Annotated in this window: 15 protein-coding genes and 1 riboswitch; of the genes, 5 read left to right on the top strand and 10 right to left on the bottom strand. The window is 68.6% G+C overall.

What is annotated here, in order from left to right; genetic code table 11:
* Nucleotides 1-172 precede the first annotated feature (172 nt).
* The 4 genes from QZH66_RS12590 to QZH66_RS12575 all read right to left on the bottom strand — a co-directional run bounded on the left by QZH66_RS12590 (nt 173) and on the right by QZH66_RS12575 (nt 5,281).
* Nucleotides 173-1,591 carry a coniferyl aldehyde dehydrogenase gene (locus tag QZH66_RS12590; RefSeq protein WP_305806289.1) on the bottom strand — a complete coding sequence of 473 codons (1,419 nt, stop codon included), beginning with the start codon at nt 1,589-1,591 and terminating at the stop codon, nt 173-175.
* Between the two features lie 126 nt (nt 1,592-1,717).
* Nucleotides 1,718-3,439, bottom strand: a complete 1,722-nt coding sequence (locus QZH66_RS12585; protein WP_305806288.1) for a cation acetate symporter — start codon at nt 3,437-3,439, stop codon at nt 1,718-1,720.
* Nucleotides 3,436-3,750, bottom strand: a complete 315-nt coding sequence (locus QZH66_RS12580) for a DUF485 domain-containing protein (protein WP_305806287.1) — start codon at nt 3,748-3,750, stop codon at nt 3,436-3,438. The genes QZH66_RS12585 and QZH66_RS12580 overlap by 4 nt, the downstream gene beginning before the upstream one ends.
* Before the next feature lie 133 nt (nt 3,751-3,883).
* A complete protein-coding gene (locus tag QZH66_RS12575; protein WP_305806286.1) occupies nt 3,884-5,281 on the bottom strand; it encodes a DcaP family trimeric outer membrane transporter in 1,398 nt (465 codons plus the stop codon).
* Nucleotides 5,282-5,514: 233 nt separating this feature from the next.
* Between QZH66_RS12575 and acs the strand changes: the two genes are divergently transcribed.
* The 3 genes from acs to QZH66_RS12560 all read left to right on the top strand — a co-directional run bounded on the left by acs (nt 5,515) and on the right by QZH66_RS12560 (nt 9,234).
* Nucleotides 5,515-7,458: an acetate--CoA ligase gene (gene acs, locus QZH66_RS12570; RefSeq protein WP_305806285.1), complete on the top strand. Its 1,944-nt coding sequence runs from the start codon at nt 5,515-5,517 to the stop codon at nt 7,456-7,458.
* A 133-nt stretch (nt 7,459-7,591) separates the two neighbouring features.
* The gene (locus QZH66_RS12565) at nt 7,592-8,257 is read left to right on the top strand and encodes a response regulator transcription factor (protein WP_305806284.1); all 666 of its coding nucleotides are present in this window, start codon (nt 7,592-7,594) and stop codon (nt 8,255-8,257) included.
* A gap of 210 nt (nt 8,258-8,467) precedes the next feature.
* A riboswitch (yybP-ykoY riboswitch) is annotated at nt 8,468-8,604 on the top strand.
* A 42-nt stretch (nt 8,605-8,646) separates the two neighbouring features.
* Nucleotides 8,647-9,234, top strand: coding sequence for a manganese efflux pump MntP family protein (locus tag QZH66_RS12560; RefSeq protein ID WP_305806283.1), 588 nt, complete (start codon nt 8,647-8,649; stop codon nt 9,232-9,234).
* 88 nt (nt 9,235-9,322) lie between these two features.
* Here QZH66_RS12560 and QZH66_RS12555 read toward each other — a convergent pair whose 3' ends face one another.
* The 6 genes from QZH66_RS12555 to glyQ all read right to left on the bottom strand — a co-directional run bounded on the left by QZH66_RS12555 (nt 9,323) and on the right by glyQ (nt 24,094).
* The gene (locus QZH66_RS12555; RefSeq protein ID WP_305806292.1) at nt 9,323-12,763 is read right to left on the bottom strand and encodes a PAS domain-containing hybrid sensor histidine kinase/response regulator; all 3,441 of its coding nucleotides are present in this window, start codon (nt 12,761-12,763) and stop codon (nt 9,323-9,325) included.
* A 113-nt stretch (nt 12,764-12,876) separates the two neighbouring features.
* A complete protein-coding gene (locus tag QZH66_RS12550; protein ID WP_305806282.1) occupies nt 12,877-15,015 on the bottom strand; it encodes a S46 family peptidase in 2,139 nt (712 codons plus the stop codon).
* A gap of 206 nt (nt 15,016-15,221) precedes the next feature.
* Nucleotides 15,222-19,001, bottom strand: coding sequence for a translocation/assembly module TamB domain-containing protein (locus tag QZH66_RS12545; protein WP_305806291.1), 3,780 nt, complete (start codon nt 18,999-19,001; stop codon nt 15,222-15,224).
* Between the two features lie 77 nt (nt 19,002-19,078).
* Nucleotides 19,079-20,872, bottom strand: a complete 1,794-nt coding sequence (locus tag QZH66_RS12540) for an autotransporter assembly complex family protein (protein ID WP_305806290.1) — start codon at nt 20,870-20,872, stop codon at nt 19,079-19,081.
* A 139-nt stretch (nt 20,873-21,011) separates the two neighbouring features.
* Nucleotides 21,012-23,186, bottom strand: coding sequence for a glycine--tRNA ligase subunit beta (gene glyS / locus QZH66_RS12535; protein WP_305806281.1), 2,175 nt, complete (start codon nt 23,184-23,186; stop codon nt 21,012-21,014).
* Entirely contained in the window at nt 23,183-24,094 is a 912-nt protein-coding gene (gene glyQ, locus QZH66_RS12530; RefSeq protein ID WP_305806280.1) for a glycine--tRNA ligase subunit alpha, read from the bottom strand. Before glyQ ends, glyS begins: the two co-directional genes overlap by 4 nt.
* 187 nt (nt 24,095-24,281) lie before the next feature.
* Between glyQ and QZH66_RS12525 the strand changes: the two genes are divergently transcribed.
* Nucleotides 24,282-26,105: a GspE/PulE family protein gene (locus tag QZH66_RS12525; protein ID WP_305806279.1), complete on the top strand. Its 1,824-nt coding sequence runs from the start codon at nt 24,282-24,284 to the stop codon at nt 26,103-26,105.
* Nucleotides 26,102-26,747: glutamine amidotransferase (locus tag QZH66_RS12520; RefSeq protein ID WP_305806277.1), on the top strand; the 646-nt coding region annotated here is incomplete at its 3' end. The genes QZH66_RS12525 and QZH66_RS12520, both read left to right, overlap by 4 nt.

Here is a 26,747-nt window from a genome sequence, read left to right as displayed (position 1 = left end):
GCGGCCGCCCCGGCGGACTGCGCGGCGCAGGCGGCGGCGTTGGCGCAGCCACTGCCGGTCACCGCCTACTAGTTTCGATGCCGGCCGGACTCTCCCCCTGCCGGCATCGCCGCGACCGGACACCGTTTCCCCCGCGTCCGGTCGCGGCTCTTGTTGCGCCGGTGCGTGCGCCTCAGCGCACGATCAGGTCGATGAAGCGCGCCACTTTCGCGTAGGGCGGCTTGAGCAGGTCGCTGCCGGCGCGGCGCGACTGCCACAGCACCGGCAGTTGCTTGCTCATCGCATCGAAGCCGGCGCGGCCGTGGTAGGCGCCCATGCCGCTGGCGCCGACCCCGCCAAACGGCAGGCCGTTGATGGCGAAGTGCAGCAGCGCGTCGTTGACGGTGACGCCGCCGGCCAGGGTACTGCCGAGGATCCGCTCCACCGTCGCACGCTCATGGCTGAAGGGATACAACGCCAGCGGCCGCTCACGCGCATTGATCCACGCCAACGCCTGATCCAGCGACTGGTAGCTGCGGATCGGCAGGATCGGGCCGAAGATCTCCTCCTGCATCACCGCGGCCTCATCGTCCGGTTCGAGGATCAGCGTCGGGGCGATCAGGCGCTCACGCGCGGCGCGCAGCGGATCGATCGGCAGCAGCTCGACCACTTCCAGCCCGCGTGCGCGCGCATCGTCCACATAGCCGCGCAGGCGCCGGTACTGGCCTTCGTTGATGATCCGGGTGTAGTCCGCGGCATCGGCCAGATCGCCATAGCGCGTCTGCACCTGCTCGCGCAGCGCCTGCACCAGCGCCGGCACCCGGCCGGCATCGACCAGTACGTAATCCGGGGCGATGCAGGTCTGCCCGGCGTTGAACCACTTGCCGGTGGCCAGGCGGGTCGCGGCCGCCGGCAGCGGGTAGTCCGCGGCGATGATCGCCGGCGACTTGCCGCCCAGTTCCAGGGTCAGCGGGGTCAGGTGCGCGGCGGCGGCCGCCATCACCTTGCGCCCGACCGCGGTGGAACCGGTGAACACCAGGTGGTCCAGCGGCAGCGCCGAAACCGCGGCCGCCACCCCGGCATCGCCCTGCACCACGGCCACCCGCTCGGGCGGAAACACCCCGGCCAGCAACGTGGCCAGGAACGCACTGGTGTGCGGAATATGTTCGGACGGTTTGAGCAGCACGTGGTTGCCGGCGGCGATGGCCGTGGCCAGCGGCACCAGCGCCAGGTTGACCGGGTAATTCCACGGCGAGATCACCCCGACCACGCCCACCGGCAGCGGCCGGATCTGCGCCCGCGCCGGCCAGAAACGCCAGCCGACCCCGACCTTGCGCGGTTTCATCCAGCCACGCAGATGCCGCAGCAGATGATCGATCTCGCCGATCACGGTCATGCCATCGGCAATCAGCGATTCATGCGGCGAGCGGTGGCCGAAGTCGCGCGCGATGGCCTCGACCATCTGCGGCAGCTGCCGCTTGAAGGCCGCGCGCAGCCGCTGCAGGTCATCGCGGCGCTGAGGGTAGTCGGGGCGTCGGGCCGACCAGGCGGCGCGCAGCACCGACAGGGTTTGCGGCAACGACACAGCGGGCTCGGGCGAGGCGGGCAACATGGGGATCCTCCAGCGGTCACCGCGCAGCTTACGTGATGCGCCACCGCCACCGGCGCGCTGCGGGACGGAATGGAAAAGGGCCGGTCCTGCTGGACCGGCCCCTGGTTCCAGATCCCTGCCGCCCGATCAGTGATCGGAGGCCTTGCTGGCACCGATGCCGGTTTCGGCACGCACCTGTTGCGCCGGATAGGCGGCACGCTCGGCCTGCGCGTTCCGGCTCTTGTCCAGCACCGAGAACAGCCAGATGCTGACGAAGGCGATCGTCACCGAGAACAAGGCCGGCGAGGTGTACGGGAACGGCGCCGAACCGGCCGGATTGCCCAGCGTGTCCACCCACACCGACGGCGACAGCAGGGTCAGGCCCAGCGAGGAGAACAGGCCCAGGAAACCGCCGATCACCGCACCGCGGGTGGTGCAGTCCTTCCACAGCAGCGACAGGAACAGCACCGGGAAGTTGGCCGAGGCGGCGATGGCGAACGCCAGCGACACCATGAAGGCCACGTTCTGCTTCTCGAAGGCGATGCCCAGCAGCACCGCGATCACCCCCAGCACCAGCGTGGTCAGGCGCGACACCTTCAACTCGGTGCCTGCCGGCGGCTTGCCCTTCATGATCACCGTCGCGTACAGGTCATGCGACACCGCCGAGGCCCCGGACAGGGTCAGGCCCGCCACCACGGCCAGGATCGTGGCGAACGCCACCGCCGAGATGAAGCCCATGAACAGGTTGCCGCCGATCGCCTTGCCGACCAGCACCGCGGCCATGTTCGGCCCGCCCTGGATGGTGCCGGTCACCGGATCGGCGTATTCGGGGTTGGTGAGCACCAGCGCGATCGCACCGAAGCCGATGATGAAGATCAGGATGTAGAAGTAGCCGATCCAGGTGGTCGCCCAGAACACCGACTTGCGCGCCTGCTTGGCATCGGGAACGGTGAAGAAGCGCATCAGGATGTGCGGCAGGCCGGCGGTGCCGAACATCAGCGCCATGCCGAACGAGATCGCCGAGATCGGGTCCTTGACGAAGCCGCCCGGGCCCATGATCGACAGCCCGCTTGCCGCCGCTTCCTCGGCCCCCTTGCCACTGTTGGCGGCGATCTGGGTCTTGACCCGCACCGCCTCGGAGAACAGCGCCTCGAAGCTGAAGTTGAAGTGCCACATCACCATCAGCGCCATGAACGTCACGCCGAACAGCAGCAGGCACGCCTTGATGATCTGCACCCAGGTGGTGGCGGTCATGCCGCCGAACAGCACGTAGACCATCATCAACACGCCGACCAGCATCACCGCGATCCAGTAATCCAGCCCGAACAGCAGCTTGATCAGGGCCCCGGCGCCGACCATCTGCGCGATCAGGTAGAACAGCACCACCACCAGCGTGCCGGAGGCGGCGAACAGGCGGATCGGCTTCTGCTGGAAGCGGTAGCCGGCCACGTCGGCGAAGGTGAAACGGCCGAGGTTGCGCAGCCGTTCGGCCATCAGGAAGGTCAGGATCGGCCAACCGACCAGGAAACCCAACGCATAGATCAGGCCGTCATAGCCGTTGGCCATCACCGCGGCGGTGATGCCCAGGAACGAGGCCGCCGACATGTAGTCGCCGGCAATCGCCAGGCCGTTCTGGAAGCCGGTGATGCCACCGCCGGCGGTGTAGAAATCCGACGCCGACCGGGTCTTGGCGGCCGCCCACTTGGTGATGCCCAACGTGGCCAGCACGAACGCGGCGAACATGGTGATCGCGGTCCAGTTGGTGGGCTGGCGCACGGTCTGGCCGATGTCGCCCCCGGCCGCCCAGGCGGCACCGCTGGCGGCCAGCAGCGCGAGCAGCGCGCCGCTACGCAGGAGGCCGCGGGTCATTGCACGTCCTCCATGATCTGACGGGTCAACTGGTCGAATTCCTTGTTGGCGCGGCGCACATAGAAGCCGGTGATGGCGATGGTGAACACCATCAGGCCCATCGCGATCGGGATGCCGATCGTGGTCACGCCGCCGTTGATCGGCTGCGCCAGGAATTCCTTGTCGAACGCGATCAGGCCGATGTAGCCGTAGTAGGCCAGCAGCATCAGCGCGGTCAGGAACCAGCCGAGGCGATTGCGGATGCGCCGCAGCCGCTGGTAGGCGGGGTGTGAGGCGATCCGCTGGACACGGGGATCGATGGAAGCATTCATCGTGATTCTCCATACAAGGGGAAGGCTGCCGGCCGCTGCAGCATGCAGCCATCCGGCAACGACATGAGTGCTCCCCGTGGGGGTAGGGAGGTACCGCAACCGCCGGCGCCATGGCGACGCCGGCGGACATGGATCAGAAGCTGTACTTGGTGGTGAACTGCAGTCGGCTGATGTCGCCCTTCTTGCCGTTCTCGATTTCACGCACGCCGTACATCAGCTCGGCACCGACATCGACCTTGGGCATCGGGGTGTAGAACACGTTGCCGCGGATCGACTGCACGCTCCTGGTGACCAGCGGGCCGGTGATGCCGGCATCGTTGTCGTAGTCGCTGCGGGCATAGATCAGGTTGGTGCGCAGCTTGGGCGAGAACGCATGGCGCCAGCCGACATAGCCGGCCATCACGCCGGTCGGATCGAGTTGGTCGCGGAGGGCGTCATAGGCGCTGTCGGCGGTGATGCCCAGGCCGATGTAACGGGCAATGCCCTGGCCGCCGGTCAACTGGTAATGCAGGCTGTCACTGTCGCCCACCACCCACTTGCCGCCCAGGGTCAGGCCGCCGGCGATCTTGCTGGCATCGGCACCGGTGGCCTGGTTGTCCACTTTCAGCTGGCGCACCAGCCCGGCGACGCCGAACGTGCCCCAGTCACCCTTCCAGCCATAGCGCGCGGTCAGGTCCGGCAGCGCGCCGCGGTCGGAATTGGACGCACCGATCAGGGTGGTCTCCGGGTTTTCCAGCGCGACGCTGAAACCGCCGTTGGTGTAGCGGATCTGCGCCTGGCGCACGAACACCACGCCGTCGGTCGGGCCGACGAAATCCACCGCCTCGGGAATCGAAGCGGCGTCCAGGAAGTTGGACCAGGTCTGGCCGGCCAGCCAGTTGTTCCAGTACATGTAGGCGTGGCGCAGGGTGGCGCCGTAGGTGTTGGTGGCGGTCTGGTTGCCCAGCGCGTTGCCGAAGAAGTCCATCTCCACCACCGCGCCGGCCTTGTCGCCGTTGTCGGCCACATGGTCCACGCCGAAATTGATCCGCGAGAACTTGGCATGGGCGTTGGTGTCCACCCCCGAACGCTTGCCCGAACCGCCGGCCCCGGCCACCGGGGTCTGGCCCGGCAGGTACAGCGAACGGCCGGTGGCATCGTCGGCCAGCTGGCCGTCGCCGGTCCGGGTGGCAAGGAAGTCGGCCTTGATGAAGCCGCCGAACTTGAACGTGGTGCCGGGCGCGGCGCCGGGGGTGATGCTGGTGACCTGGATCGGCTGCTTGCCGGCCGGCAGCGCCGGTGTGGTGCGGGCGGCCATCGCGGCCTGCTCGGCGCGCGTCTGCTGCACCTCGGTCCGGGTCTGCGCGATCACGCCCTGCTGTTGCTGCTGGGCGGACAGCAGCAGTTGCACCTGCTGCTCCAGCTGGGCGACGCGGGCTTCCAGCGCCTGCTCTTTGGCACTCTGTGCGAACGCCATGCCCGGCGCCACCAGGGCGACAAACAGGGCGGCGGCAAGCGGCTTTCGCGCCATTCTCGACATACGGTTGCTCATGGGTTGCCCTCTCTCCAGCTGGCGTTGACTGCCGCGCCAGATGCACGGTCTGACGCAGGGTGCGCGGCCTTGGCGGGAGCCGCTATTCGCCATTAGTCGAAGCCCGCGAAATCTAAGACCAAGGTCTAAGCGCGGCGATGCGGCCAGCGGCGATGGATGCGGCAAACTTGGGCAGTCGGGTCGCGTGCAAGCCGCGGCCGTCCCCATATATCCACATGCAAGGTGAGGGTGCCATGGCTGATCTGTACCCCGTCGACCCGCAGTTCGCTGCCGCGTCGCGGATCGACAAAGACACATACCAGCGGCTCTACAGGGAGTCGCTGGAAAATCCCGATGCGTTCTGGGCCAAGGCCGCCGAGCGGCTGGACTGGTACGTCAAGCCGAACACGATCAAGAACGTCAGCTACCAGCTGGGCGATTTCCACATCAAATGGTTCGAGGACGGCGAGCTCAACGTCAGCGTCAACTGCCTGGACCGGCAGCTGGCCACGCGCGGTGACAAGACCGCGCTGCTGTTCGAGCCCGATGGCCCGGATGCACCGGCGCAGCACGTCACCTACCGCCAGCTGCACGAACGCGTGTGCCGGCTCGGCAACGCGCTGCGTGCGCTGGGTATCCAGAAGGGCGACCGGGTCACCATCTACCTGCCGATGATTGTCGATGCCGCGGTGGCGATGCTGGCCTGCGCCCGCGTCGGTGCGGTGCACTCGGTGGTGTTCGGCGGCTTTGCCGCCAACTCGATTGCCGACCGCGTCGCCGACTGCGGCAGCAAGCTGATCATCACCGCCGATGAAGGCCTGCGCGGCGGCAAGAAGGTGCCGCTCAAGGCCAACGTCGACGCGGCACTGAAGCTGCCCGGCACCAACACCGTGGAAACCGTGCTGGTGGTGCGCCACACCGGCGGCGCGGTGGACATGCAGGCCCCGCGCGACCGCTGGTTCCACGATGTGGTCGACCCGCAGCCGGCGCAGTGCGAACCGGAGCGCATGAACGCCGAGGATCCGCTGTTCATCCTCTACACCTCCGGCTCCACCGGCAAACCCAAGGGCGTGCTGCACACCAGCGGCGGCTACCTGCTGTATGCCGCCTACACCCATGAAGCGGTGTTCGACCTGCGCGAGGACGACATCTACTGGTGCACCGCCGACGTCGGCTGGGTTACCGGCCACAGCTACATCGTCTACGGCCCGCTGGCCAACGGCGCCACCTCGCTGATGTTCGAGGGCGTACCGAACTACCCGGACGTCTCGCGGTTCTGGGAAGTGATCGACAAGCACCACGTCACCATCTTCTACACCGCCCCGACCGCGATCCGCGCGCTGATGCGCGAAGGCGCCGCGCCGGTCAAGCGCACCTCGCGCAAGAGCCTGCGCCTGCTCGGCAGCGTCGGCGAGCCGATCAATCCGGAAGCCTGGCGCTGGTACTACGAGGTGGTCGGCGACAGCCGCTGCCCGATCGTGGACACCTGGTGGCAGACCGAGAACGGCGGCATCCTGATCTCGCCGCTGCCCGGTGCCACCGACCTCAAGCCCGGCTCGGCGAGCCAGCCGTTCTTCGGCATCGAGCCGGCGATTGTCGATGCCAACGGTGAATTCATCGAAGGCGAAGGCGAAGGCAACCTGGTGATCCTCAGTTCGTGGCCCGGGCAGATGCGCACCGTATACGGCGACCACCAGCGTTTCATCGACACCTATTTCCGCACCTATCCGGGCAGCTACTTCACCGGCGACGGCTGCCGCCGCGACGCCGACGGCTACTACTGGATCACCGGCCGCGTCGATGACGTGATCAACGTCTCCGGCCACCGCATCGGCACCGCCGAGGTCGAAAGCGCGCTGGTCTCGCATCCGAAGGTGGCCGAAGCGGCGGTGGTCGGCTTCCCGCACGACATCAAGGGCCAGGGCATCTACGCCTACGTCACCCTGATCGCCGGCGAAGCGCAGACCGACGAACTGCACGCCGAACTGGTGGCCTGGGTACGCAAGATGATCGGCCCGACCGCCACCCCGGACTATCTGCAGTGGGCGCCGGGCCTGCCGAAGACGCGCTCGGGCAAGATCATGCGCCGCATCCTGCGCAAGATCGCCGAAAATGCACCGGACCAGCTTGGCGACACCTCGACCCTGGCCGACCCGTCGGTGGTGGCGTCGCTGGTGGACGAGCGCAAGGTGAAGTGACGTGACGCCAGGCCGGGAAACCGCAGCCTGGTCCGCCGCCGGCATGCGTGGAGGGCGCATGCCGGCGCTGGCGGACAACCGCAGCGACGCATCGCGGCTCACCGCTTGTCCCTTCCCGTAACGGACTGTTGCCATGCCCACCCTGCTGATCGCCGATGACCATCCGCTGTTCCGCGAAGCCCTCAAAGGTGCGGTGCAGCGGGTCATTCCCGGCGTGCAACTGCTGGAAGCGGACAGTGTCGAGGCGCTGTATCTGCTGGCCGAGCAGCATGCCGATGCCGACCTGGTGCTGATGGACCTCAACATGCCCGGCGCCCACGGTTTCAACGCGCTGGTGCACATGCGCGCGTTGCACCCGCAGCTGCCGATCGTGGTGGTGTCCGCGCGCGAGGAGCCCACGGTGATGCGCCGCGCGCTGGACCACGGTGCCTTCGGCTTCATTCCCAAATCGGCGGATTCGGACACCATCGGCCGCGCGCTGGGCACCATCCTCGATGGCGAGCGCTGGGCCCCGGCCGAAGCACACAGTGTGCCGCCCACCGACAGCGAGGAGCGCGAAGTCGGCCAGCGCCTGCGCGAACTGACGCCGCAGCAGTTCCGCGTGCTGCAGATGCTCGGCACCGGCCTGCTCAACAAGCAGATCGCCTACGACCTGGGCGTTTCCGAAGCCACGATCAAGGCCCACGTCACCGCCATCCTGCGCAAGCTGGGCGCCACCAACCGCACCCAGGCGGTGCTGATGGCCGGCAAGCTCGCCATCGACGATGACGCCATCGTGCTGCCGCCGGAAGAAGACTGAGCCGCGGCGCGCGATCGTCCCGGCCGCTATCCGGCTGCCGCGGGTGGCGGTGGACCGTCACCCCGGTTGCGTCGCCGCACCTCCTCGACAGCGATGGCGAACCCCTGCACAGCCGGACCCGGGACGACGCGCCCGGCCGCCCCGCTGATGCGAGCCATGGCCGCTGCGCCGTGTGCGGATAAAGGGGCCGGCACGATGGCGTGATAGACTCCACGTCCCCTTGGGGAGTAGCCGGCGTCCTGCTGCAGGACGCGCCCACGTCAACATGCTTGGCCATTGCGCCATGGCGTGGGCAGCCCGACCGGGTTGGCGAGACCAGCGGTACACGTGCGCAACGAAGGTCGGGCGCGCCGTGTGCCGTCCGTGTCCGCCCGACCAGGTGCCATGCAATGTCCCCTCTTTCCATCCTGCTGATCGGTATCGCCATGTCCACGGACGCCTTCGCGGCGGCCATCGGCAAGGGCGCGGCAATGCGTCGACCCCGGCTGCGCGATGCGCTGCGGGCCGGGCTGATCTTCGGCACCATCGAAGCGTTCACCCCCGTCATCGGCTGGCTGCTGGGGCGCGCCGCCGCCGGCTACATGGAGGCCTGGGACCACTGGATCGCATTCGGCCTGCTCGGCGCGCTGGGCACGCACATGATCATCGCCGGACTGCGTCCGGATCCGGAAGAAAACGCGGTGCCCGCCCAGGACGATGGCCGGCGCCATGGCTTCTGGCTGCTGGCCGCCACCGGTCTGGCCACCAGCATCGATGCGATGGCGATCGGCGTGGGCCTGGCGTTTCTCGACGTCAATATCGCGGTGGTGGCGGCGGTGATCGGTCTGTGCACGCTGACCATGGTCACCATCGGCATCATGCTCGGCCGCGTGGTCGGGACCCTAGTCGGCAAGCGCGCCGAAGTCATCGGTGGGGTGATCCTGATCGTGATCGGCGCCAGCATCCTGTACCAGCACCTGTACGGCGCCGCCGCCTGAAACCGGCCCGGGCGAACGCGGTGGCGAGCGCGCTCGCCAGGGGAAGACCGGCGCTGCCGCCATCGCGATCTCGGCGGGGAGCAACTCCCTAGCTGTGCCGCGGCTCGCGCAACGCGCTGAGGAACGCCCGCAACGAGGCCGGTTTCACCGGCTTGGTCAGCAGCCGGTAACCACGCTCGCGCGCCAGCCGTTTCAGTTCATCGCGGCCATCGGCGGTCAGCAGCGCGCCGGGCAACGACCGCCCGGCGGCTTGGTGCAGCGCCACCAGCGCGTCCAGCCCGTCCATGCGGTCGTGCAGGTGGTAATCGACCAGCATCACGTCCGGGTGTTCGCGCAGCTTTTCCAGCGCCATGTCCACGGTGCTGGCGGTGATCACCTGCACCTGCCAGCGTCCCAGCAGCGCGCGCATGCCGTCGAGGATTTCCTGGTCGTTGTCCAGGCACAGCACGCGCAACCCGGCCAGCGAATCATCCGCGGTGAACGCCGTCGGCGGGCGCGGCGAAGGCGCCGAGGCCGGCGCCGGAACCCGCGGCAGGGTGATGGAAAACATGCTGCCACGCCCGACCTGGCTGCGCGCATCCAGACCGTGATCAAGCAGCCGCGAAATCCGCTGGCAGATCGACAACCCCAGCCCCAGCCCCTGCTCGCCCCAGTCGAACGGCTGCTGGTAGCGGTGGAACTCGTTGAAGATCTGCCGCATGTGGTGCTCGGGAATGCCCGGCCCGGTATCCCATACCTGCAGCTGGACCGCGTCACCGCGCACCCGCACCGCCAGCACGATGCGGCCGACCCGGGTATAGCGCAGCGCGTTGGCCATGAAGTTCTGCAACACCCGGCGCAACAGCCGGCGGTCGCTGCGCACCCAGGCCGGGCGCGCGAACACATGCAGGCGCAGGCCGCGGCCGGCGGCCACCGGGGTGTACTGCGCGGCCAGTTCGCGCATCAGCAGGCTGACGTCGAAGTCGTCCAGGCTCACCTGCAGGCCGCCGGCATCGAGCCGCGACACATCCAGCAACCCGTCCAGCAGTTCTTCGGCCGCGCGCAGCGAGGCATCCACGCGCTCGGCCAGATGCCGCTGCTCCTCGTTGTCCTGGTGGCTGTCGCGCAGCGCCGAGGCGAACAGCCGCGCGGCATTGAGTGGCTGCAGCACGTCGTGGCTGATCGCGGCCAGAAAGCGCGTCTTGGACTGCTGCGCCACCTCGGCCACGCGCGTGCGTTCGGCCACGCGCTGTTCCAGCGTCTCGTTGGCTTCCAGCAGCGCGGTCTCGGCGCGCTTGAAGTCGGTGATGTCGTTGTAGCTGGTGACATAGCCGCCGCCGGGCAGCGCCTGGCCACGCAGTTCGATCACCTTGCCGTCGGCGCCGGTGCGTTCGAACACGTGCGGCGAGCCGGCCCGCATGTAGCCGATGCGGCGGTTGATCTGGATTTCGATATCCCCCTGGCCCAGTTCGCCACGCTCGGCGTTGTAGCGGATCAGGTCGGCCACCGGACGGCCGACATAGAGCATGCCGTCGGGGTAGCCGAACATCTGCTGGTAGCGGCGGTTCCACGCGGTCAGGCGCATTTCCGGATCGACCACGCTGACCCCGGCGCTGATGTTCTCCAAAGTGGTGGAGAGAATCTCGCGGTTGAACCGCAGTTCCTGCCCGGCCTCGTCCAGCACCGCCACCACTTCACCCAGGTCCATGCCCGATCCACGCAGCAGGCTGGTCAGCAGCAGCCGCGCCGAGGCCGCGCCGATCGAGGCGGCGAGCAGGCGTTCGGTGAACTGCACCCAGACCCGGTCGGCCGCGGCGGAGGTCTGCAGTTCCCGGCCGAGCGACTGCGCCTGTTCGAAGAACGAGCGGCGCGCGTGGCGGTCGCCGATCACCCGCGTCGCCAGGGCCAGCAGGTCGCGGACCTTGATGTGGCCGGGCCAGTCGCCGGCCACCGCCGGGCGCTGCGCGTACGGGTCCAGGAACGGGGCCGCGCGCAGCCGTTCGGCCACGTCCGGGCGCCAGCGCACCGACACCACCAGCAGGGTGCCGGTGTTCAACAGCAGCGACCAGAAGGTGCCATGGGTCAGCGGGTCCCAGCCGCTGAGGCCGAACAGCTGCTGCGGGCGCAGCCAGGAAATGCCCAGCGCGCCGTGTTCCAGCCAGTCCGGATCCAGCCAGCCGCCCTGGGTCAGCGCCGGCAACAGCAGCGTGTAGCCCCACACCGCGAAACCGAGCAGCATGCCGGCCTCGACCCCGTGGCGGCTGGCGCCGCGCCAGTACAGCCCGCCGAGCAGCCCCGGGGCGAACTGCGCCACCGCGGCGAACGCCATCAGCCCATAGGACGCCAACGAGGCATCGTTGCTGGCGCTGCGGTAATAGCCGTAGGCGGCGAGCGCCAGCAGCAGGATCGCCAGCCGCCGGATCCACAGCACCCGGGAAGCGACGTCGGCCGCGGCGCGATGGTCGCCACTGCGGCGCAGCAGCACCGGCATCACCAGATCGTTGGAGATCATCGTCGCCAGTGCGATCGAGGACACGATGACCATGCCGGTCGCCGCCGAGAACCCGCCCACGTAGGCCACCAGCGCCAGTGCCTGGCGCCCCTCGGCCAGCGGCAGCGCCAGCATCATGCTGTCGTTGGTGGCGATGCCCGTGCCGAACAGCGCCACCGCGGCGGCGGTGATCGGCACGATCATTGCCGAGATCACCACCAGGTAACCGCCGAACATCCAGCGCGCGCGGCGGATGTCGCCGACATCGCCGCATTCGACCACCGCCACGTGGAACTGTCGCGGCAGGCAGATCAGCGCCAGGAAACTCAACAGCGTCTGCGAGACGAAGCCGGCCGGCGGCGTGCCCTCGAACAGCGTGCGCGCCGAGCGGGTGACCGACGCGCCGTGCTCGCCCAGCCACAGATAGGCGAACAGGCCCACCGCCACGATCGCCACCAGCTTGATCACCGACTCCAGCGCGATCGCCAGCATCATGCCGTGGTGGTGTTCGGTGGCATCCACCTGGCGGGTACCGAACAGGGTGGCGAACAACGCCATCAGCAACGCCACATACAGCGCCGGATCGGTGAAGAAGCCGCTGCTGGCGGAGGCGTCGCCGGTCAGCACCTGCAGGCTCATCGCCACCGCCTTGTACTGCAGGGCCAGATACGGCACCACCCCGACCAGCGCGATCAACGCCACCAGCGCGGCCAGCCGCCGCGAGCGGCCGAAGCGCGAGGAGATGAAGTCGGCGATCGACACCACGTTCTCGCTGCGCGCGATCAGCGCCATCCGTTCGATGATGCGCCAGCCGAACAGCAGCAGCAGCAGCGGCCCCAGATAGATCGGCAGGTAGCCGATGCCATGGCGCAGCGCGGTACCGACCGCGCCGTAGAACGTCCACGACGAGCAGTACACCGCCAGCGCCAGGCTGTAGACCACCGGGCGCAGCCACGGGCGGTGGGGATACAGCGGGCGGCGGTCGCCCCACCAGGCCACACCGAACAGCAGTGCGGCGTAACCGATGGAGACCAGCAACAGGATCCAGCTAGACACCAGGGGCGGGTTCCGGCGACATCAGGATGCAGTTTAGCTGCAGCACCGCGGTGCCCGCCGGTGCCGACCGGCAGGACGCGGACGGAAGCCGTCCAGCGGCCTCCGTCCGCATGGGGTCACTCCGCCGGGACACCCATTTCCTTGAGCAGTTCCGGCGCCGGGTAGACCTTGGCCAGCAGCCAGCGCAGGTAGCGCATGTCCACGTGCACGGCGCGCTTGTAACGCGGGTCGAACCACCAGCTGGCGCTGACCGATTCCCAGTTGGAATCGAAGTTCAGCCCGATCAGCTCGCCGCGGGCGTTGAGCACGGGGGAGCCGGAGTTGCCGCCGGTGGTGTCCAGGTTGGTCAGGAAGTTGACCGTCTGGGTCTTGAGCACCGGGTCGGCGGTGCTGCCGAAGTCGCCCTTGGCAATCGCGGCCAGCAGCGGCTTGGGGGCATCGAACGGCACCGCGTTGGTGTTCTTCTCGACGATGCCGGCCACCGTGGTGACCGGCGCGTAGCTCACCGCGTCACGCGGATGCAGTGCTTCCACCTTGCCGTAGCTGATGCGCAGGGTGCTGTTGGCATCCGGGTACACCGCGCGGCCCTGCCGGGCGCGCCAGGCGAACAGCGCCTGCATGTAGGCCGGGCGCAGGCGCAGCTGCTCGCCTTCGCGGGCCTTGTCGGCGTTTTCCATGCGCAGCTGGGCCGGAACCAGGCTGGCGGCCAGCGTCACCAGCGGATCGGCGGTCAGCGGTTTGCCTTCGCGGGCGGCGGCAAAGCGCGCCAGGCGCTCGTTTTCGCTGCCCAGCACGGTCCTGCCGTAAAGCGCATCGAGCGCCTTGGCCAGCTGCGCCGGGGTGCGGCCGAAGGCGGTGTCGAACGCGGCATCGCGCTGGGCATCGGGCAATTGCTGGTAGCGGGTCAGCAGCGTGGTCAGCAGCGCCTTTTCCACCTGCGGATCGTAACGGCGCTGCACCTGCTTGAGCACGCCTTCGATCAGCGCCTGGTCGCGCTGCTGGTAACCGCTCTCGCGTTCGGCATCGGGCTTGGCCGACTCGATCCGCAGCCGCTCCAGCAGCAACGCCGAACGCAGCAGCTGGGTCTGGCTGGACATCAGCCCCAGCAGCAGGTCGCGTTCGCCCATCGCGCGATCCTCGGCCAGCGTGGCAAACAGGGCGTCGATATCGCCCCGGTAGCGCGCGCCGGTGGCCGCCAGCATGGCCTGCTCGTCCTGCGCGCGCAGGGCTTTGGCATCGCTGCGCAGCAGGCCCTCCAGTTCGCCGGCGGCACGCTTGCGGTTGTTCTTCAGCGACTGCAGCTGCGAGGCATAACGGGTCCGCGCATCGGCATTGTCCTTGCCGGCCGCTTCGATCCGGTCGATCAGCTGCTGGAACACCTCGACCCGACGCGGCAGCACCGTGTCGATCTGGTTGGCGAACTCGGCCGCGGTGCGCAACCGGTAGGTGGTGCCGGGATAACCGGCCAGCATCGCGTAGTCGCCTTCCTTCGGCCCATCGACGGCCATCTTCAGATGCGCGGGCGGGTGGTAGGGCACGTTGTCCGGGCTGTACGGCGCCGGCTTGCCGTCCTTGCCGACGTAGGCGCGCAGCAGGGTGAAGTCGCCGGTGTGGCGCGGCCACATGAAATTGTCGACCTCGTCGCCGTAATTGCCGATCGCGCGCGGCGGCGCGTAGACCAGACGGATGTCGGTCAGTTCGAGCTGGCGGATACGGTAGAAATCGGTGCCGTAATACATGTTGGCGACCGAGCAGCGCACACCGCCCTCGGCTTCGCAGTCGGCAACGATGTGCTTGCGGGCGCTCTCCACGGCATCGTAGTAACCGCGGCCGGTCTTGCCGCGGGCGTCCTTGAGCACCTGGTCGGTGACCTTGTCGAAGCCCACCGTCACCAGCACCCGGTAATCGGGATTGGCGGCGCGCTCATCACTGCGGCCCTGGGCGATGAAGCCGTCGTCGATGGTGTTGTGTTCGGCGCTGGCGTTGTACTGGATCACGCCGTAGGCGACGTGGTGGTTGGTCAGCAGCAGACCGTCTGGGGAGACGAACGCCCCGGTACCGCCGCCCACCCGCACCACGGCACTGAGCGGCTTGGCGGTGACGTCGGCCAGCTGTTTGGGGTCGCCCTTGAAGCCGGCCTGCTTCAGCGTCCTGGCCAGTTCCGGCAGCTGGGTGGGCATCCACATGCCTTCATCGGCATGGGCGCTCGCGGCCAGGGCCAGGCCCAGCGCGGCGGTCAACAGTTTACGACTCATGGCAACTCCGGATACAGATTCAGCCCGGGACAGTAGCCGCGGGCCGCGTACGGGGCAACCGCCAACGGTCATGACCGCCGGGCGGGCAACACGCCGGGGATGGCGAGACCCCACTCCACCGCAGTGGAGGCACTCCCCGCGCGCCATTGCCGGGGTCACCGCACGGTCTGGCGCAAGTCATGTGGCCGTTGCGTGAGCCGTTACCGCTATTTCTCCTTGCGCCAGTTCACCGAGCCACGGTTTTCCACCGTGCTGGATTCGAATTCGACATCGAAACCGCGTCGCAGCAGGTATTTCAGCGTCAGCACCGAACCGTTGCCGATCAGCGATACGCCATAGCCGATATACAGCTTGGGAGTGATGTATTTGCCGACGCCGATCACCGAGCCGCCCAGCGCGCGCGACTGGCTGACCCCGGCATCGTCCAGCCCCAGCTTGGCGCCGATCTGCGCGGCCAGCAGGCCGGTGCCGGCCGACAGCGCGGCCGAGGCGGCGTTGACCTGCTGGGCCTGGTCGTCGCTGGCGCCGGCCAGACTGCGCCCCAGCACCAGATAGGCCAGCGCTTCGGATTGCGACATCGCCGGCTCGGACCACACTTCCACCCGCGGCTGCTGCGCGCGCCCGGTGACTTCGATGCCGGCGGTGACCGCACCGATCTCGCGCTCGGCGCGGATGTTGATCCGCGGATCGGAGACGATGCCGTAGTTCCACAGCAGCTGGCCGTTGGTGATGGTCAGATCCTGGCCGTAGGCCTTGTAGCGGCCGCTGACTTCCAGCCCGCCGTTGGCGGTCATCTCACGGCCGGGCTTGGCCCACACCTGCAGCTTGCCGGTCAGCCCGCCCTTCAGGCCGAAGCCGGCCATCTTGACCTTGTCGCCAAGGCTGACCACCAGATCCATATCCAGCGGCGAGGACGGACCTTGCTCCGGATCGACCGGATCGAGCACCACCACGTCGGCCGACACCGCGGTGCCACGGTCAAGCCGCTCCAGGTCCAGGTCGGCTTCGGGCACATGCACGCGGCCGCGCAGGCGCATGGTGCCCTTGTCCAGGCTGAACTGAAGATCCGGGTTGGCGATGGCGCGCAGTTCGCTGGTATTGGCCAGCAATACGTTCTGCCCGAAGATATGCAGCTGCAGCGGGGTGCTGTCGCCGAACCACGACAACCCGCCCTCGACCTGCAACGCGCCTTCACCGCCGGTCCTGGCCGCCGCGCTGATCCGCGCCGAGCCATCGGGCTGGGCGATGAACTCGCCGCGGCCTTCGCTCAGGGTCAGCCCCAGCGCCGGCAGCTCGCCGGTGAAACTGCTCAGCTTGGCCTCACCGCCCAGGGACGGCTGGGTACGGGTGCCGCGCAGGCTGACGTGGCCTTCGACCAGTCCCTGCGGCCGCACCAGGTCCGGCGAGAACAGCTCCATCCAGTACAGCCGCGACATGTTCATGTACAGCTCGCCGGTGAGCGCGGCATTGGCTTCCCAGCCGGTCTGCACCTTGGCGTCGATGAAGCCGTCGCCCTGGAAGCCCACGCCCAGATAGCCCTTGATGCTCTGCGGCGCCATGTCCACGTTGAACGAGAAATGGTCGTACTGCAGCAGTTCGCCGCGGGCGTTGTCGCCCAGGCGGATACCGCCTTCGAGCGAGGCCACCTTGAACATGCCTTCCCACGCATTGCCGCGCGGCCGCAGCTTGCCATCGATGGTCAGCTCGCCGCGCAGGTACATGCGGCGGCCGGCATTGGGCGGCAGCCACGGCTGCAGCAGCGCCAGCGGCAACGCATCGCCACGCACGCTGACCCCCTCGCGCGGCCAGTCGGCCGCCACGCACAGCGCACCGCCGGTGGCGGCGCCCAGGCAGGTGTCCGCCAGCGTGAACGCGTTGCCCTGCAGCGCCAGCGCGGCCGGTTGCCGCAGCGTCCAGGCATCGCCCTTGGCCGGTTTCACCCGCAGCGAGGCCAATTCCCCGCGCCAGGCTTGGCCGGTGTGGCGCACTCCGCCCTGCAGCGCCAGCGTGCCCAGCTCGTTGCCGGCACTTGCCTCCAGTTGCAGGTTTTCCATGCTGCCACGGGCGTCGAGCTGCAGCTGGTCCAGCAGCATTCCCACGGCAATCGCCGTGCCCTGCACCTTCACAGTGCCGCTGTCGCCCCGCCACGGCAGGTGCCCGACCACGCTCAGCTGCGCGGCCTTCCAGTCGCCCCATTGCAGGCCGCTGCCGTGCAGGTCGGCGCTGATGTCCGGCTGCTGGCGCGGGCCACGCATCTGCAGCGTGCCGCGCAGGCTGCCGCTGCCACCGGGCACCAGATCGTCCAGCTGCAGCGGCTCCAGCCGTGCTTCCACATCCAGCCGGTCGCCGACCTTGCCGCTGGCCTGGAGGTGGCTGTTGCCCATCACCAGGCGGACATCGCCTTCGCCTTCGCTGCCGCGCACGGCCAGTTGCGCGCGGGCATCGACCGCGCGACCGCGCAGCCGGCCCTTGAGCTGGGGCACATCCAGGCTGGCCCGGTAGCGCGTTGCAGTGGCTCCCGGCTCGGCGGGCAGCTGTTCGCCGCTGGAACTCAGCCGGCCCGACAGCCTGCCTTCCCAACCGGGCAGGAAATAACCCGGATCGAAGTTGGCCAGGGTGGCGGTCACGTCCCACACCGGCAACGGCGCCCATGCCGCCGCTCCGCTCAGATCGAGGGTGCCGCCCGGGGTGGTCGCTTTCAGGCGCTTGATGCTGGCGCGCTGGTCATTGCCACGCAGGTCGAATTCCAGAGCGGCGCTCTGGTCTTCGCGCGCCACCGCCGCGCTGCCGATCGCGGCCCAGTTGCTGAGGGTGCCGGCCACGCCCAGCCGCGCTTCGGACAGGTGCAACGGCACCGGGGTGGCGTCGGGCAGGGTCGGGTCCGGCGCGGGGACCCAGGTCAAGCCATGGGCGACCACCGCGAAGCGGAAGCCGGGGTTCTGCGCGTCACTGAAATCGGCCGTGCCCTGCAATCGGGTACTGCCGCCGAAGGCCTCCACCACCAGTGGTGCTACCGTCAGCACTTGGTTGTCGATGGACACAGTGGACGGCGCCAGCACCAGCTCCTGTTCGCCCTGGCGCAGGCGCCCCTGCAGCTGCGCCTTGCCGCCGCGGCCCCGTGCGCCCAGCTCCAGCGCCACCGGCTGCACCGGGGTGGGCATCAGCGTGGCCGGCACCAGCAGTGCCGGGTCCAGCTCCTCGCTGCGGGCGCTGAAGCGCCACTGCGGCTCGCTGCGCCCGTCCAGCACCAGACTGGCGTGCAGCGGTTTGGGTGCGGCCCCGGCCAGCGCCACTTCCATGTGCGCCAGATTGCCGCGCGCCACCAGCCCCAGCCGCGCCGGGACCTTGCCTCGCGGTGCCGGCATCAGCGCGCGCACGGTGAGGTCGGTGTCGTAATCGCTGCCCGGCAGGTAATGGCCGTCCGCGCGGAAGTCCCCCAGGTTGCTGTTGATTTTCAACTGCGTGGCGCGGAATTCGCCATTGGCGATCTCGATCCCGCCGCGGATCTTGCCGATGTCGATCAGCGGCTCGGCCTGGCGGGTGATGCGCAGGCCGTCAACGACCAGCGTATCGGCCTGGATCGCCAGCGGCATGGTGATCGCCGGCAGCACGTCGGGCCAGCGCGGCAGTTCGAACGGCGTGTCTTCCGCCGGGCCCAGCTCCAGCTGCGCGTCCGTCACGCGCAGCGCATCGAGGCGCAGCTTGCGGCCGAGCAGCGGCCGGATATCCGGGTCCAGATAGGCCTGGGCCGCGCTGAAATGCAGCTGCTGATAGCGGAAATCGAGGTTGTGCAGGATCAGCGGCCCGGCCAGCGGACCTTCGGCCTTCTCCCAGGTCAGCGACGAACCGGCCGGCAAGCGCGCCACCACCTGGGCCAGCAGCACCTCGCGCCCGGCCACGGTCTGCAGCACCCAGTACACCGCCAGCGCCAGCAGTACCACCAGCGCGGCGATGGCGATGCCGCTGCGCACCGCCAGCAGCCGCAGCCGCGCCTTGCGCCTGGCGCGCAGTTCGGCGATCCGCGCTTCGCGCTCTTCCGGGGTCAGGTCGGCGGCGGCCCGGCTCACAGGTCCGCTCCAATGCTCAGATACAGCTGGAACTGCGAATCGGGATGGTTCAGGCCGTGGGCGACATCCACCCGCACCGGACCGACCGGCGATTTCCAGCGCAGGCCGAAGCCGACGCCGGTATGCAGGTCGATGCGGGTATCGAACGCGCTGCCGGTATCGACGAACACCGCCGCGCCCCACGGCCCGGTGCCGAAATAGTGCTCGTATTCGGCCGACCCGGTGACCACGTGCTTGGCCCCGAGCGCGAACTTGTCCGGCGCCGGGGTGCGCGGCCCGACCTCGCGGTAGGCGTAGCCGCGGATCGAGCGGTCGCCGCCGGCGAAGTAGCGCAGGCTTGGCGGCATCGCCACCAGATCACTGGTCCAGGTGGTGCCGCCCTCGCCGCGCAGCAGCAGCCGGTCGCGCCGGCCCAGCGGCAGGAACCAGCGCACGATCGCCTGGGCCTGGACGAAACTGGTATCCGAGCCGGCCCCTTCGATCCCGGCGCGCATCGTCACGTTGCCGCTGAAGCCGCGGCGCGGAAACACCTTGTCATCCACGTCCACATAGTCGGCGGTGAGCTGCGGATACAGCAGGGTCGAATAGTCGTAGCGCAGCGGGGCGCCGGCCGCGCTGTTGTAGCCCCAGCGCTCGCGCAGCAGGTTGAGCGAGGCGATCGCGGTCCACTGCTCGCTGATCTCGCCGCTGCGGCTGGCGATCAGCTTCACGTTGCGCAGGTCGATGTAGTCGGTCTGCTCGTCGTAGGCGCTGGCGGCATAGGTGTACCAGCCGTCCAGCCACTTGAATCCCGGCACCCGGTAGCTGGTGATCAGGCTCTTGCGCTTCTGCGCATAGTCCAGCTGGGTGGTGAGCTTGTGGCCGCGGCGGTTGACGTAACGCCGCTCCACGCCGCCACGCACACCCGGCCCGCTTTCGCTGCCGTAGCTCAGGCCGGCGGTGTAGATGTTGCGTTTGGCCAGGGTCAGGTTGACGTCCACCGGCACTTCGCCATCGTCCCAGGCCTGCTCCGGATGCGGCTGGATGTCGATCACGCTGAAGTAGTCCAGCTTGGTCAGTGATTCACGCAGCCGGTCCAGCTTGCCCTCGTGGTAGTAGCTGCCCTGTTCCCAGTACACCAGCGGCTGGAACAGCCCGGGACGGAAATAATCCTGGTGGAAGCTGACCGGCCCCATGTTGTAGCGGCGGCCGCTGTCCCAGCTCAGCGCGATGTCGGCCGCGTTCTCGGCGCGGGTGATCGCCACCCGGCGCTGGGTGAAGTCGGCATCGAAATAGCCGCGCTCGGCCAGACGGCGGGTGATGGTGATCTTGCTCGCCTCGTAGGTGACGTCGTCGAAGCGCTCGCCCTCGCGCGGCTCGAAATCGGCCAGGTCCTGCTGCAGGTAACGATCGCGGGCGGCCGGGCCGGTAAGCACCACCTCCGAATGCCGCACCGTTACCGGCGGCCCTTTTTCGACCTGGATCAGCACCTGCACGTGATCGTCCTGGCGCGGTGCCTTCACGGTGATGGTCGGATTGTAGTAACCGAACGGCTGCAACGCCTCGCGCGTCTGCCGTTCGGCCTGGTCCAACAGGTATTCCAGCCGCGACTCGCCCTGGACCTTGCCGATGGCGTCGTACAGCGACAACGACACCTCGATGTTCTCGATCATTTCGGCGTCGTCGCTCTTGTCCAGCCCCTTGATCTGCACCTTGTCGATGGTGCCACGGGCATGGGCGGGAGACGACGCCAGCGCGGCGGCAAACAGGAGGGGCCAGACACGTTTCGATAGCTGCATGCCGACCAGCATACCGGGGGTGGCGTGGGCGGCAAAACTCGGTGGAGCCACCCAGAGCCAGCGTGAAAGGTGCGTCAAATCCGCATGCCAATGCGCTGACACGACATGGCCCGCGTGCGCGGGCCATGTCCGATCCAAGCGGTGCCGGTACTCAGCTGGACAGGTGTTCGATCGCCGCCACGCTGCCGAGGCGGTCGCCGAGGGTGCGCAACAGGGCCAGCCGGTTGTTGCGGACCGCCAGGTCATCGACATTGACCATCACCTGGTCGAAGAACGCGTCCACCTGCGGGCGCAGGCGGGCCAGGCGGCCGAGCACGGCCACGTAGTCCTTCTGCGCCAGCGCGATGCCGGTGTCGTCGATCGCCGCAGTCACCGCTTCGGCCAGCTCGCTCTCGGCCGGCTCGCGCAGCAGCGACGGATCGATGCTGCCCGGAATCTCGCCTTCGGCCTTGCGCAGGATGTTGCGGATGCGCTTGTTGGCCGCGGCCAGCGCCTCGGCTTCCGGCAGCACCGCGAAGGTGCCGATGGCATCCAGGCGGCGGTCGAAGTCGTACAGCGAGGCCGGCTTGAGTTCGGCCACGGCGTTGAAGTGGGTGGCCGGCACGCCCTTGTCGGCGTAGTAGCCCTTCAGGCGGTCGAGGATGAAGTCATAAAGCTCGTCAATCCCTGCCGCGGGATCACCCTCGCGCAACGCGAGGGTTGCATCGCGCAATTTCGTTGCAGACACCAGATCCTTATCCGATTTGGCATCCGAAATCGCCTTCTCTGCGCTTGCGACACAGGCATTCAATGCCGCATGCCGTGCCGATGAAATGGAACCGCGCAGATCCAGATCAAATCCCGATTCGATCACCGTCCGCGCCAGCCCCAGCGCGTTGCGGCGCAGCGCGAACGGGTCCTTGTTGCCGGTCGGCTTCAGGCCCGCGGCAAAGCCACCGGCCAGCGTGTCCAGCCGTTCGGCAATGGCCAGCACCTTGCCCAGCGGCGACAGCGCAATGTCGTCACCGCCGAAGCGCGGCTGGTAGGCCTCGTCGATGGCCAGCGCCACCCCCGGCGACTCGCCGCCGGCAAGGGCGTAATGACGGCCGGCAATACCCTGCAGTTCCGGGAACTCGCCGACCATGCGCGACTGCAGGTCGTTCTTGGCCAGCTCGGCGGCACGCTTGGCCAGCACCGGGTCCACCCCGATCTGCGCGGCGACCGCCTGCGCCAGTGCGCAGACGCGCGCGACCTTGTCGGCGACGCTGCCGAGTTTGGCCTGGTAGGTGACGCTCGATAGGCCATCGCCCATCGCCACCAGACCCTGCTTGAGGTCCTCGTCGAAGAAGAACTTGGCATCACTGAAACGCGGACGGATCACGCGCTCGTAGCCCTTGGCCACCTCCCGCACGTCCTTGGATTCGATATTGGCGATGCCGATGAACTTCTCGGTCAGCTTGCCGGCGTTGTCCAGCACCGGGAAGAACTTCTGGTTGATCTCCATCGTCTCGATCAGCGCTTCCTGCGGCACCGCCAGGAACTCGCGCTCGAAACCGCACAGCACCGCGGCCGGCCATTCGACCAGGTTGACCACCTGTTCCAGGTTGTCCTCGGTGATGCGCGCCACGCCGCCGGCGCGGGTGGCCGCGGCGTTGACCTCGTGCACGATGCGCTCGCGGCGTGCATCCGGATCGACCAGCACGAACGCCGCCTTGAGCGACTCGACATAATCTTCCGGCGTGCTCAGCCACACCTGCTTGTCGGCCATGAAGCGGTGGCCGCGGCTCATGCGGTCCGAGCTCAATCCGAGCAGTTCGGCCGGCACCACGTCCTTGCCATGCAGCAGCACCAGCCAGTGCACCGGACGGGCGAAACCGTATTCGTGGGCGCCCCAGCGCATCGGCTTGGGAATCGGCATCGCCGCGATCGCCTCGCGCAGGATCTCCGGCAGCAGCTGCGCGGTACGCGCGCCCGGCTTCACCGCGCGATGCACGAAGCGCTCACCCTTGGCGTCGCGGGTGCGCTGCAGCGCACTCCAGTCGAGCCCGGCCTTGGCGGCGAACCCGGACAGCGCCCGGGTCGGCTGGCCGTCGGCGTCCAGCGCGATGTCGAGGTACGGCCCCAGCACTTCGGAATGCTGTTCGGGCTGTTCGGTTTCCACGCCCGGCAACAGCACGGCCAGGCGGCGCGGCGTGGACAGCGGCTTGGCGCCGTCGCGGTCGAACGCGATGCCGCGCCTGGCCAGCCCGTCGATCACGCCATCGAAGAAGGCCTGGGCCAGGCCCGGCAGCGCCTTGACCGGCAGCTCTTCGGTGCCCAGCTCGATCAGCAGCGGCAACATGCTCATGCCTGCACCTCCCTGGCGGCCACGGCTTCGATGCGCTTGGCCTCGTACAGCTTGGCCACCGCCATGGCCAGCGTGCGCACGCGCAGGATGTAACGCTGGCGCTCGGTCACCGAGATCGCGCGGCGCGCGTCGAGCAGGTTGAAGCAATGGCTGGCCTTGATGACCTGCTCGTAGGCCGGCAACGGCAGGCCCACGTCGATCAGCGCCTGCGCTTCCTTCTCGCAGGCGTCGAAGCGGTGGAACATTTCGGCCACGTCGGCGTGCTCGAAGTTGTAGGTGCTCTGCTCCACCTCGTTCTGGTGGTAGACATCGCCGTAACTGACCGGGCTGCCGTCCGGACCATAGGTCCAGACCAGGTCGTAGACGTTGTCGCAGTTCTGCAGGTACATGCACAACCGCTCCAGGCCATAGGTGATCTCGCCCAGCACCGGCTTGCACTCCAGCCCGCCGGCCTGCTGGAAGTAGGTGAACTGGGTCACCTCCATGCCGTTGAGCCACACTTCCCAGCCCAGGCCCCAGGCGCCGAGCGTCGGCGACTCCCAGTTGTCCTCGACAAAGCGCAGGTCGTGCACCAGCGGGTCGATGCCCAGCGCCTTGAGCGAGTCCAGGTACAGCTGCTGGATGTTGTCCGGGCTCGGCTTCATCGCCACCTGGTACTGGTAGTAGCGCTGCAGGCGGTTGGGGTTCTGCCCGTAGCGGCCGTCGGTGGGACGGCGCGAGGGCTGCACGTAGGCGGCATTCCAGCGTTCCGGGCCGATTGCGCGCAGGAACGTGGCCGGATGGAAGGTGCCGGCACCGACCTCCAGGTCCAGCGGCTGGATCAGTACGCAGCCCTGCTGCGCCCAGAACTGGTTGAGGGTCTGGATCAGGCCCTGGAAAGTGATCGGTACGGACCGGTTCTCGGACATGCTGCAGATTGCCGTGCGGAGGGGTGCGCTAGTATAGCGACGCGCCTCGGGCGCCTGTCTTGGCAGCAGCCGGAAGCGCGTCGCCCGCAGCCACCACCGGCCGCCGCATCGCTCTGCCTGCGGCGCGGCCCAGGCGCCCGCCCGGGCCCCTCTCATCGTACACAGCACATTCCAAGGATTCCGGCGGATGGATCAGCAGCAACCGGCACGTTTTGAATCGGCGCTGGCCGCGGGACAACTTCCGCCCGGCCGCCTGGTGTTCGAGCGGGTCGCCAACGCGCTGGTGGCCGATGGGCTGGTGGCCGACGCCGATCTGGAACGCATCCGTTTTTCCGCCCAGGGCGCGCGCAACGCCAGCGAGGTGCATCCGCTGGTGCTGCTGGCCAATCTCAAGCTGACCGCGGCGCGGCCGCCGGCCGGGCAGCTGGGGCTGGAACGGCTGACCGAGTGGCTGGCTGCCCGTACCGGCGTGCGCTATCTGCGCATCGACCCGACCCGGGTGGATGTGGCGGCCGCCACCGCGGTGGTGTCGCACGCCTACGCCCGTCGCCACCGCATCCTGCCGCTGGCGGTCGGCGCGGAGAAGGTGCTGGTGGCCACCAGCGAGCCGACCTGCCAGGAGTGGCTGGCCGACCTGCAGCACCTGACCCGGCGCCGGATCGAGACGGTGCTGGTCAACCCGCTGGACCTGCACCGCTACACGATGGAATTCTTCGGCGTCACCCGTTCGGTGCGCGGCGCCCGCGGCGATGTGCGCGATGGCGGCAACAGCAGCGGCCTGCCCAGCTTCGAGCAGCTGGTGGAGCTGGGCGCAGCCGGCGACGTCAACGCCGACGACCACCACATCGTCAATATCGTCGACTGGCTGCTGCAATACGCCTACGAACAGCGTGCCAGCGACATCCATCTGGAACCGCGCCGCGACATGGGCCGCGCCCGCTTCCGCATCGACGGGGTGCTGCACAAGGTGTTCGAGGTGCCGCCGACGGTGATGACCGCGGTGGTCTCGCGGATCAAGGTGCTCGGGCGCATGGACCTGGCCGAGCGCAGGCGCCCGCAGGACGGCCGCATCAAGACCCGTTCGCCGGGCGGGCGCGAGGTGGAAATGCGCCTGTCGACCATGCCCACCGCGTTTGGCGAGAAGTGCGTGATGCGCATCTTCGACCCGGATGCGGCGTTCAAGAGCATCGACCAGCTCGGCTTCAGCCCGGAAGAAGCGGCCGGCTGGAACGAACTGGTGGCGCGCCCGCACGGCATCGTGCTGGTCACCGGGCCAACCGGTTCGGGCAAGACCACCACCCTGTATTCCACGCTCAAGCGGCTGGCCACGCCGGAAGTGAACGTGTGCACGGTGGAAGACCCGATCGAGATGATCGCGCCCGAGTTCAACCAGATGCAGGTGCAGACCAACATCGACCTGGACTTCGCCACCGGCGTGCGCACCCTGCTGCGGCAGGACCCGGACATCATCATGATCGGCGAAATCCGCGACCTGGAAACCGCGCAGATGGCGGTGCAGGCCTCGCTGACCGGGCATCTGGTGCTGTCCACCCTGCACACCAACGACGCGCCCTCGGCGATCACCCGCCTGCTCGACCTGGGCGTACCGCACTACCTGGTCGCCTCCACCCTCAACGGGGTGCTGGCGCAGCGGCTGGTGCGCACCCTGTGCCCGCACTGCAAGGTGCCCACCACCCTGGGCGAGACCGATTGGGCGGCGCTGCGTGATGCCGGTGAAGCATTGCCCGATGCGGTCACCGCCTATGCGCCGGTCGGTTGCCTGGAGTGCCGGCGTACCGGCTACATGGGCCGCGTCGGCCTGTATGAGCTGCTGCCGCTGGGTCCGCGGCTGCGCGGGCTGATCCGGTCGGACATGGATCTGGCCGGTTTCAGCCGGGCCGCGCGCGCCGAAGGCCTGCGCACCCTGCGTCGCACCGGGCTTGAAAAGGTGGCCGCCGGGCTGACTACAATCGAGGAAGTCCTGTCGGTCCTGCCACCCTCGGAAGCATGAAATCCTCGCCGTTCCTGATCATTGAAACCGGGCAACCGGCCCCCGCGCTGCGCCGCTACGGCCGTTTTCCGCACTGGATCCGCGTGGCCGCGGGGTTGCAAGCCGCCGATACCGTGGTGGTCAACGTCGAACACGGCGAACCGCTGCCGGCGCGCGGGCGGTTCGCCGCCACGCTGATCACCGGTTCGGCGGCGTTCGTCACCGACCGTGCCGACTGGAGCGAACGCAGCGCCGACTGGCTGCGCGAGGCCGCCCACGGCGGCATGCCGCTGCTGGGCATCTGCTACGGCCACCAGCTGCTGGCCCATGCGCTGGGCGGCCAGGTCGACTACAACCCGGCCGGGCGCGAATCGGGCACGATCCGGCTGGAGCTGGAAGCACCGGCCGCGACCGACCCGCTGTTTGCCGGCCTCCCGGCCAGCTTCCCCGCCCATGCCACCCACCTGCAGACGGTACTGCGCGCCCCGGAAGGCGCCACCGTGCTGGCCCGCTCGAACCAGGACAACTGCCAGGCGTTCCGCTGGGGCGCGCAGACCTGGGGCCTGCAGTTCCACCCCGAGTTCGCCACCCACCACATGCGCGGCTACGTGCAGGCGCGGGCCGACTGCATCGCCCGCCATGGCGGCTGCGCGCGCACCGTGG

The sequence above is a fragment of the Stenotrophomonas sp. YIM B06876 genome (genome assembly GCF_030711595.1).
Taxonomy (GTDB): domain Bacteria; phylum Pseudomonadota; class Gammaproteobacteria; order Xanthomonadales; family Xanthomonadaceae; genus Stenotrophomonas.
Note: the sequence above shows the minus strand (reverse complement) of the source record. Positions and strands in the feature narration are given on the sequence as shown.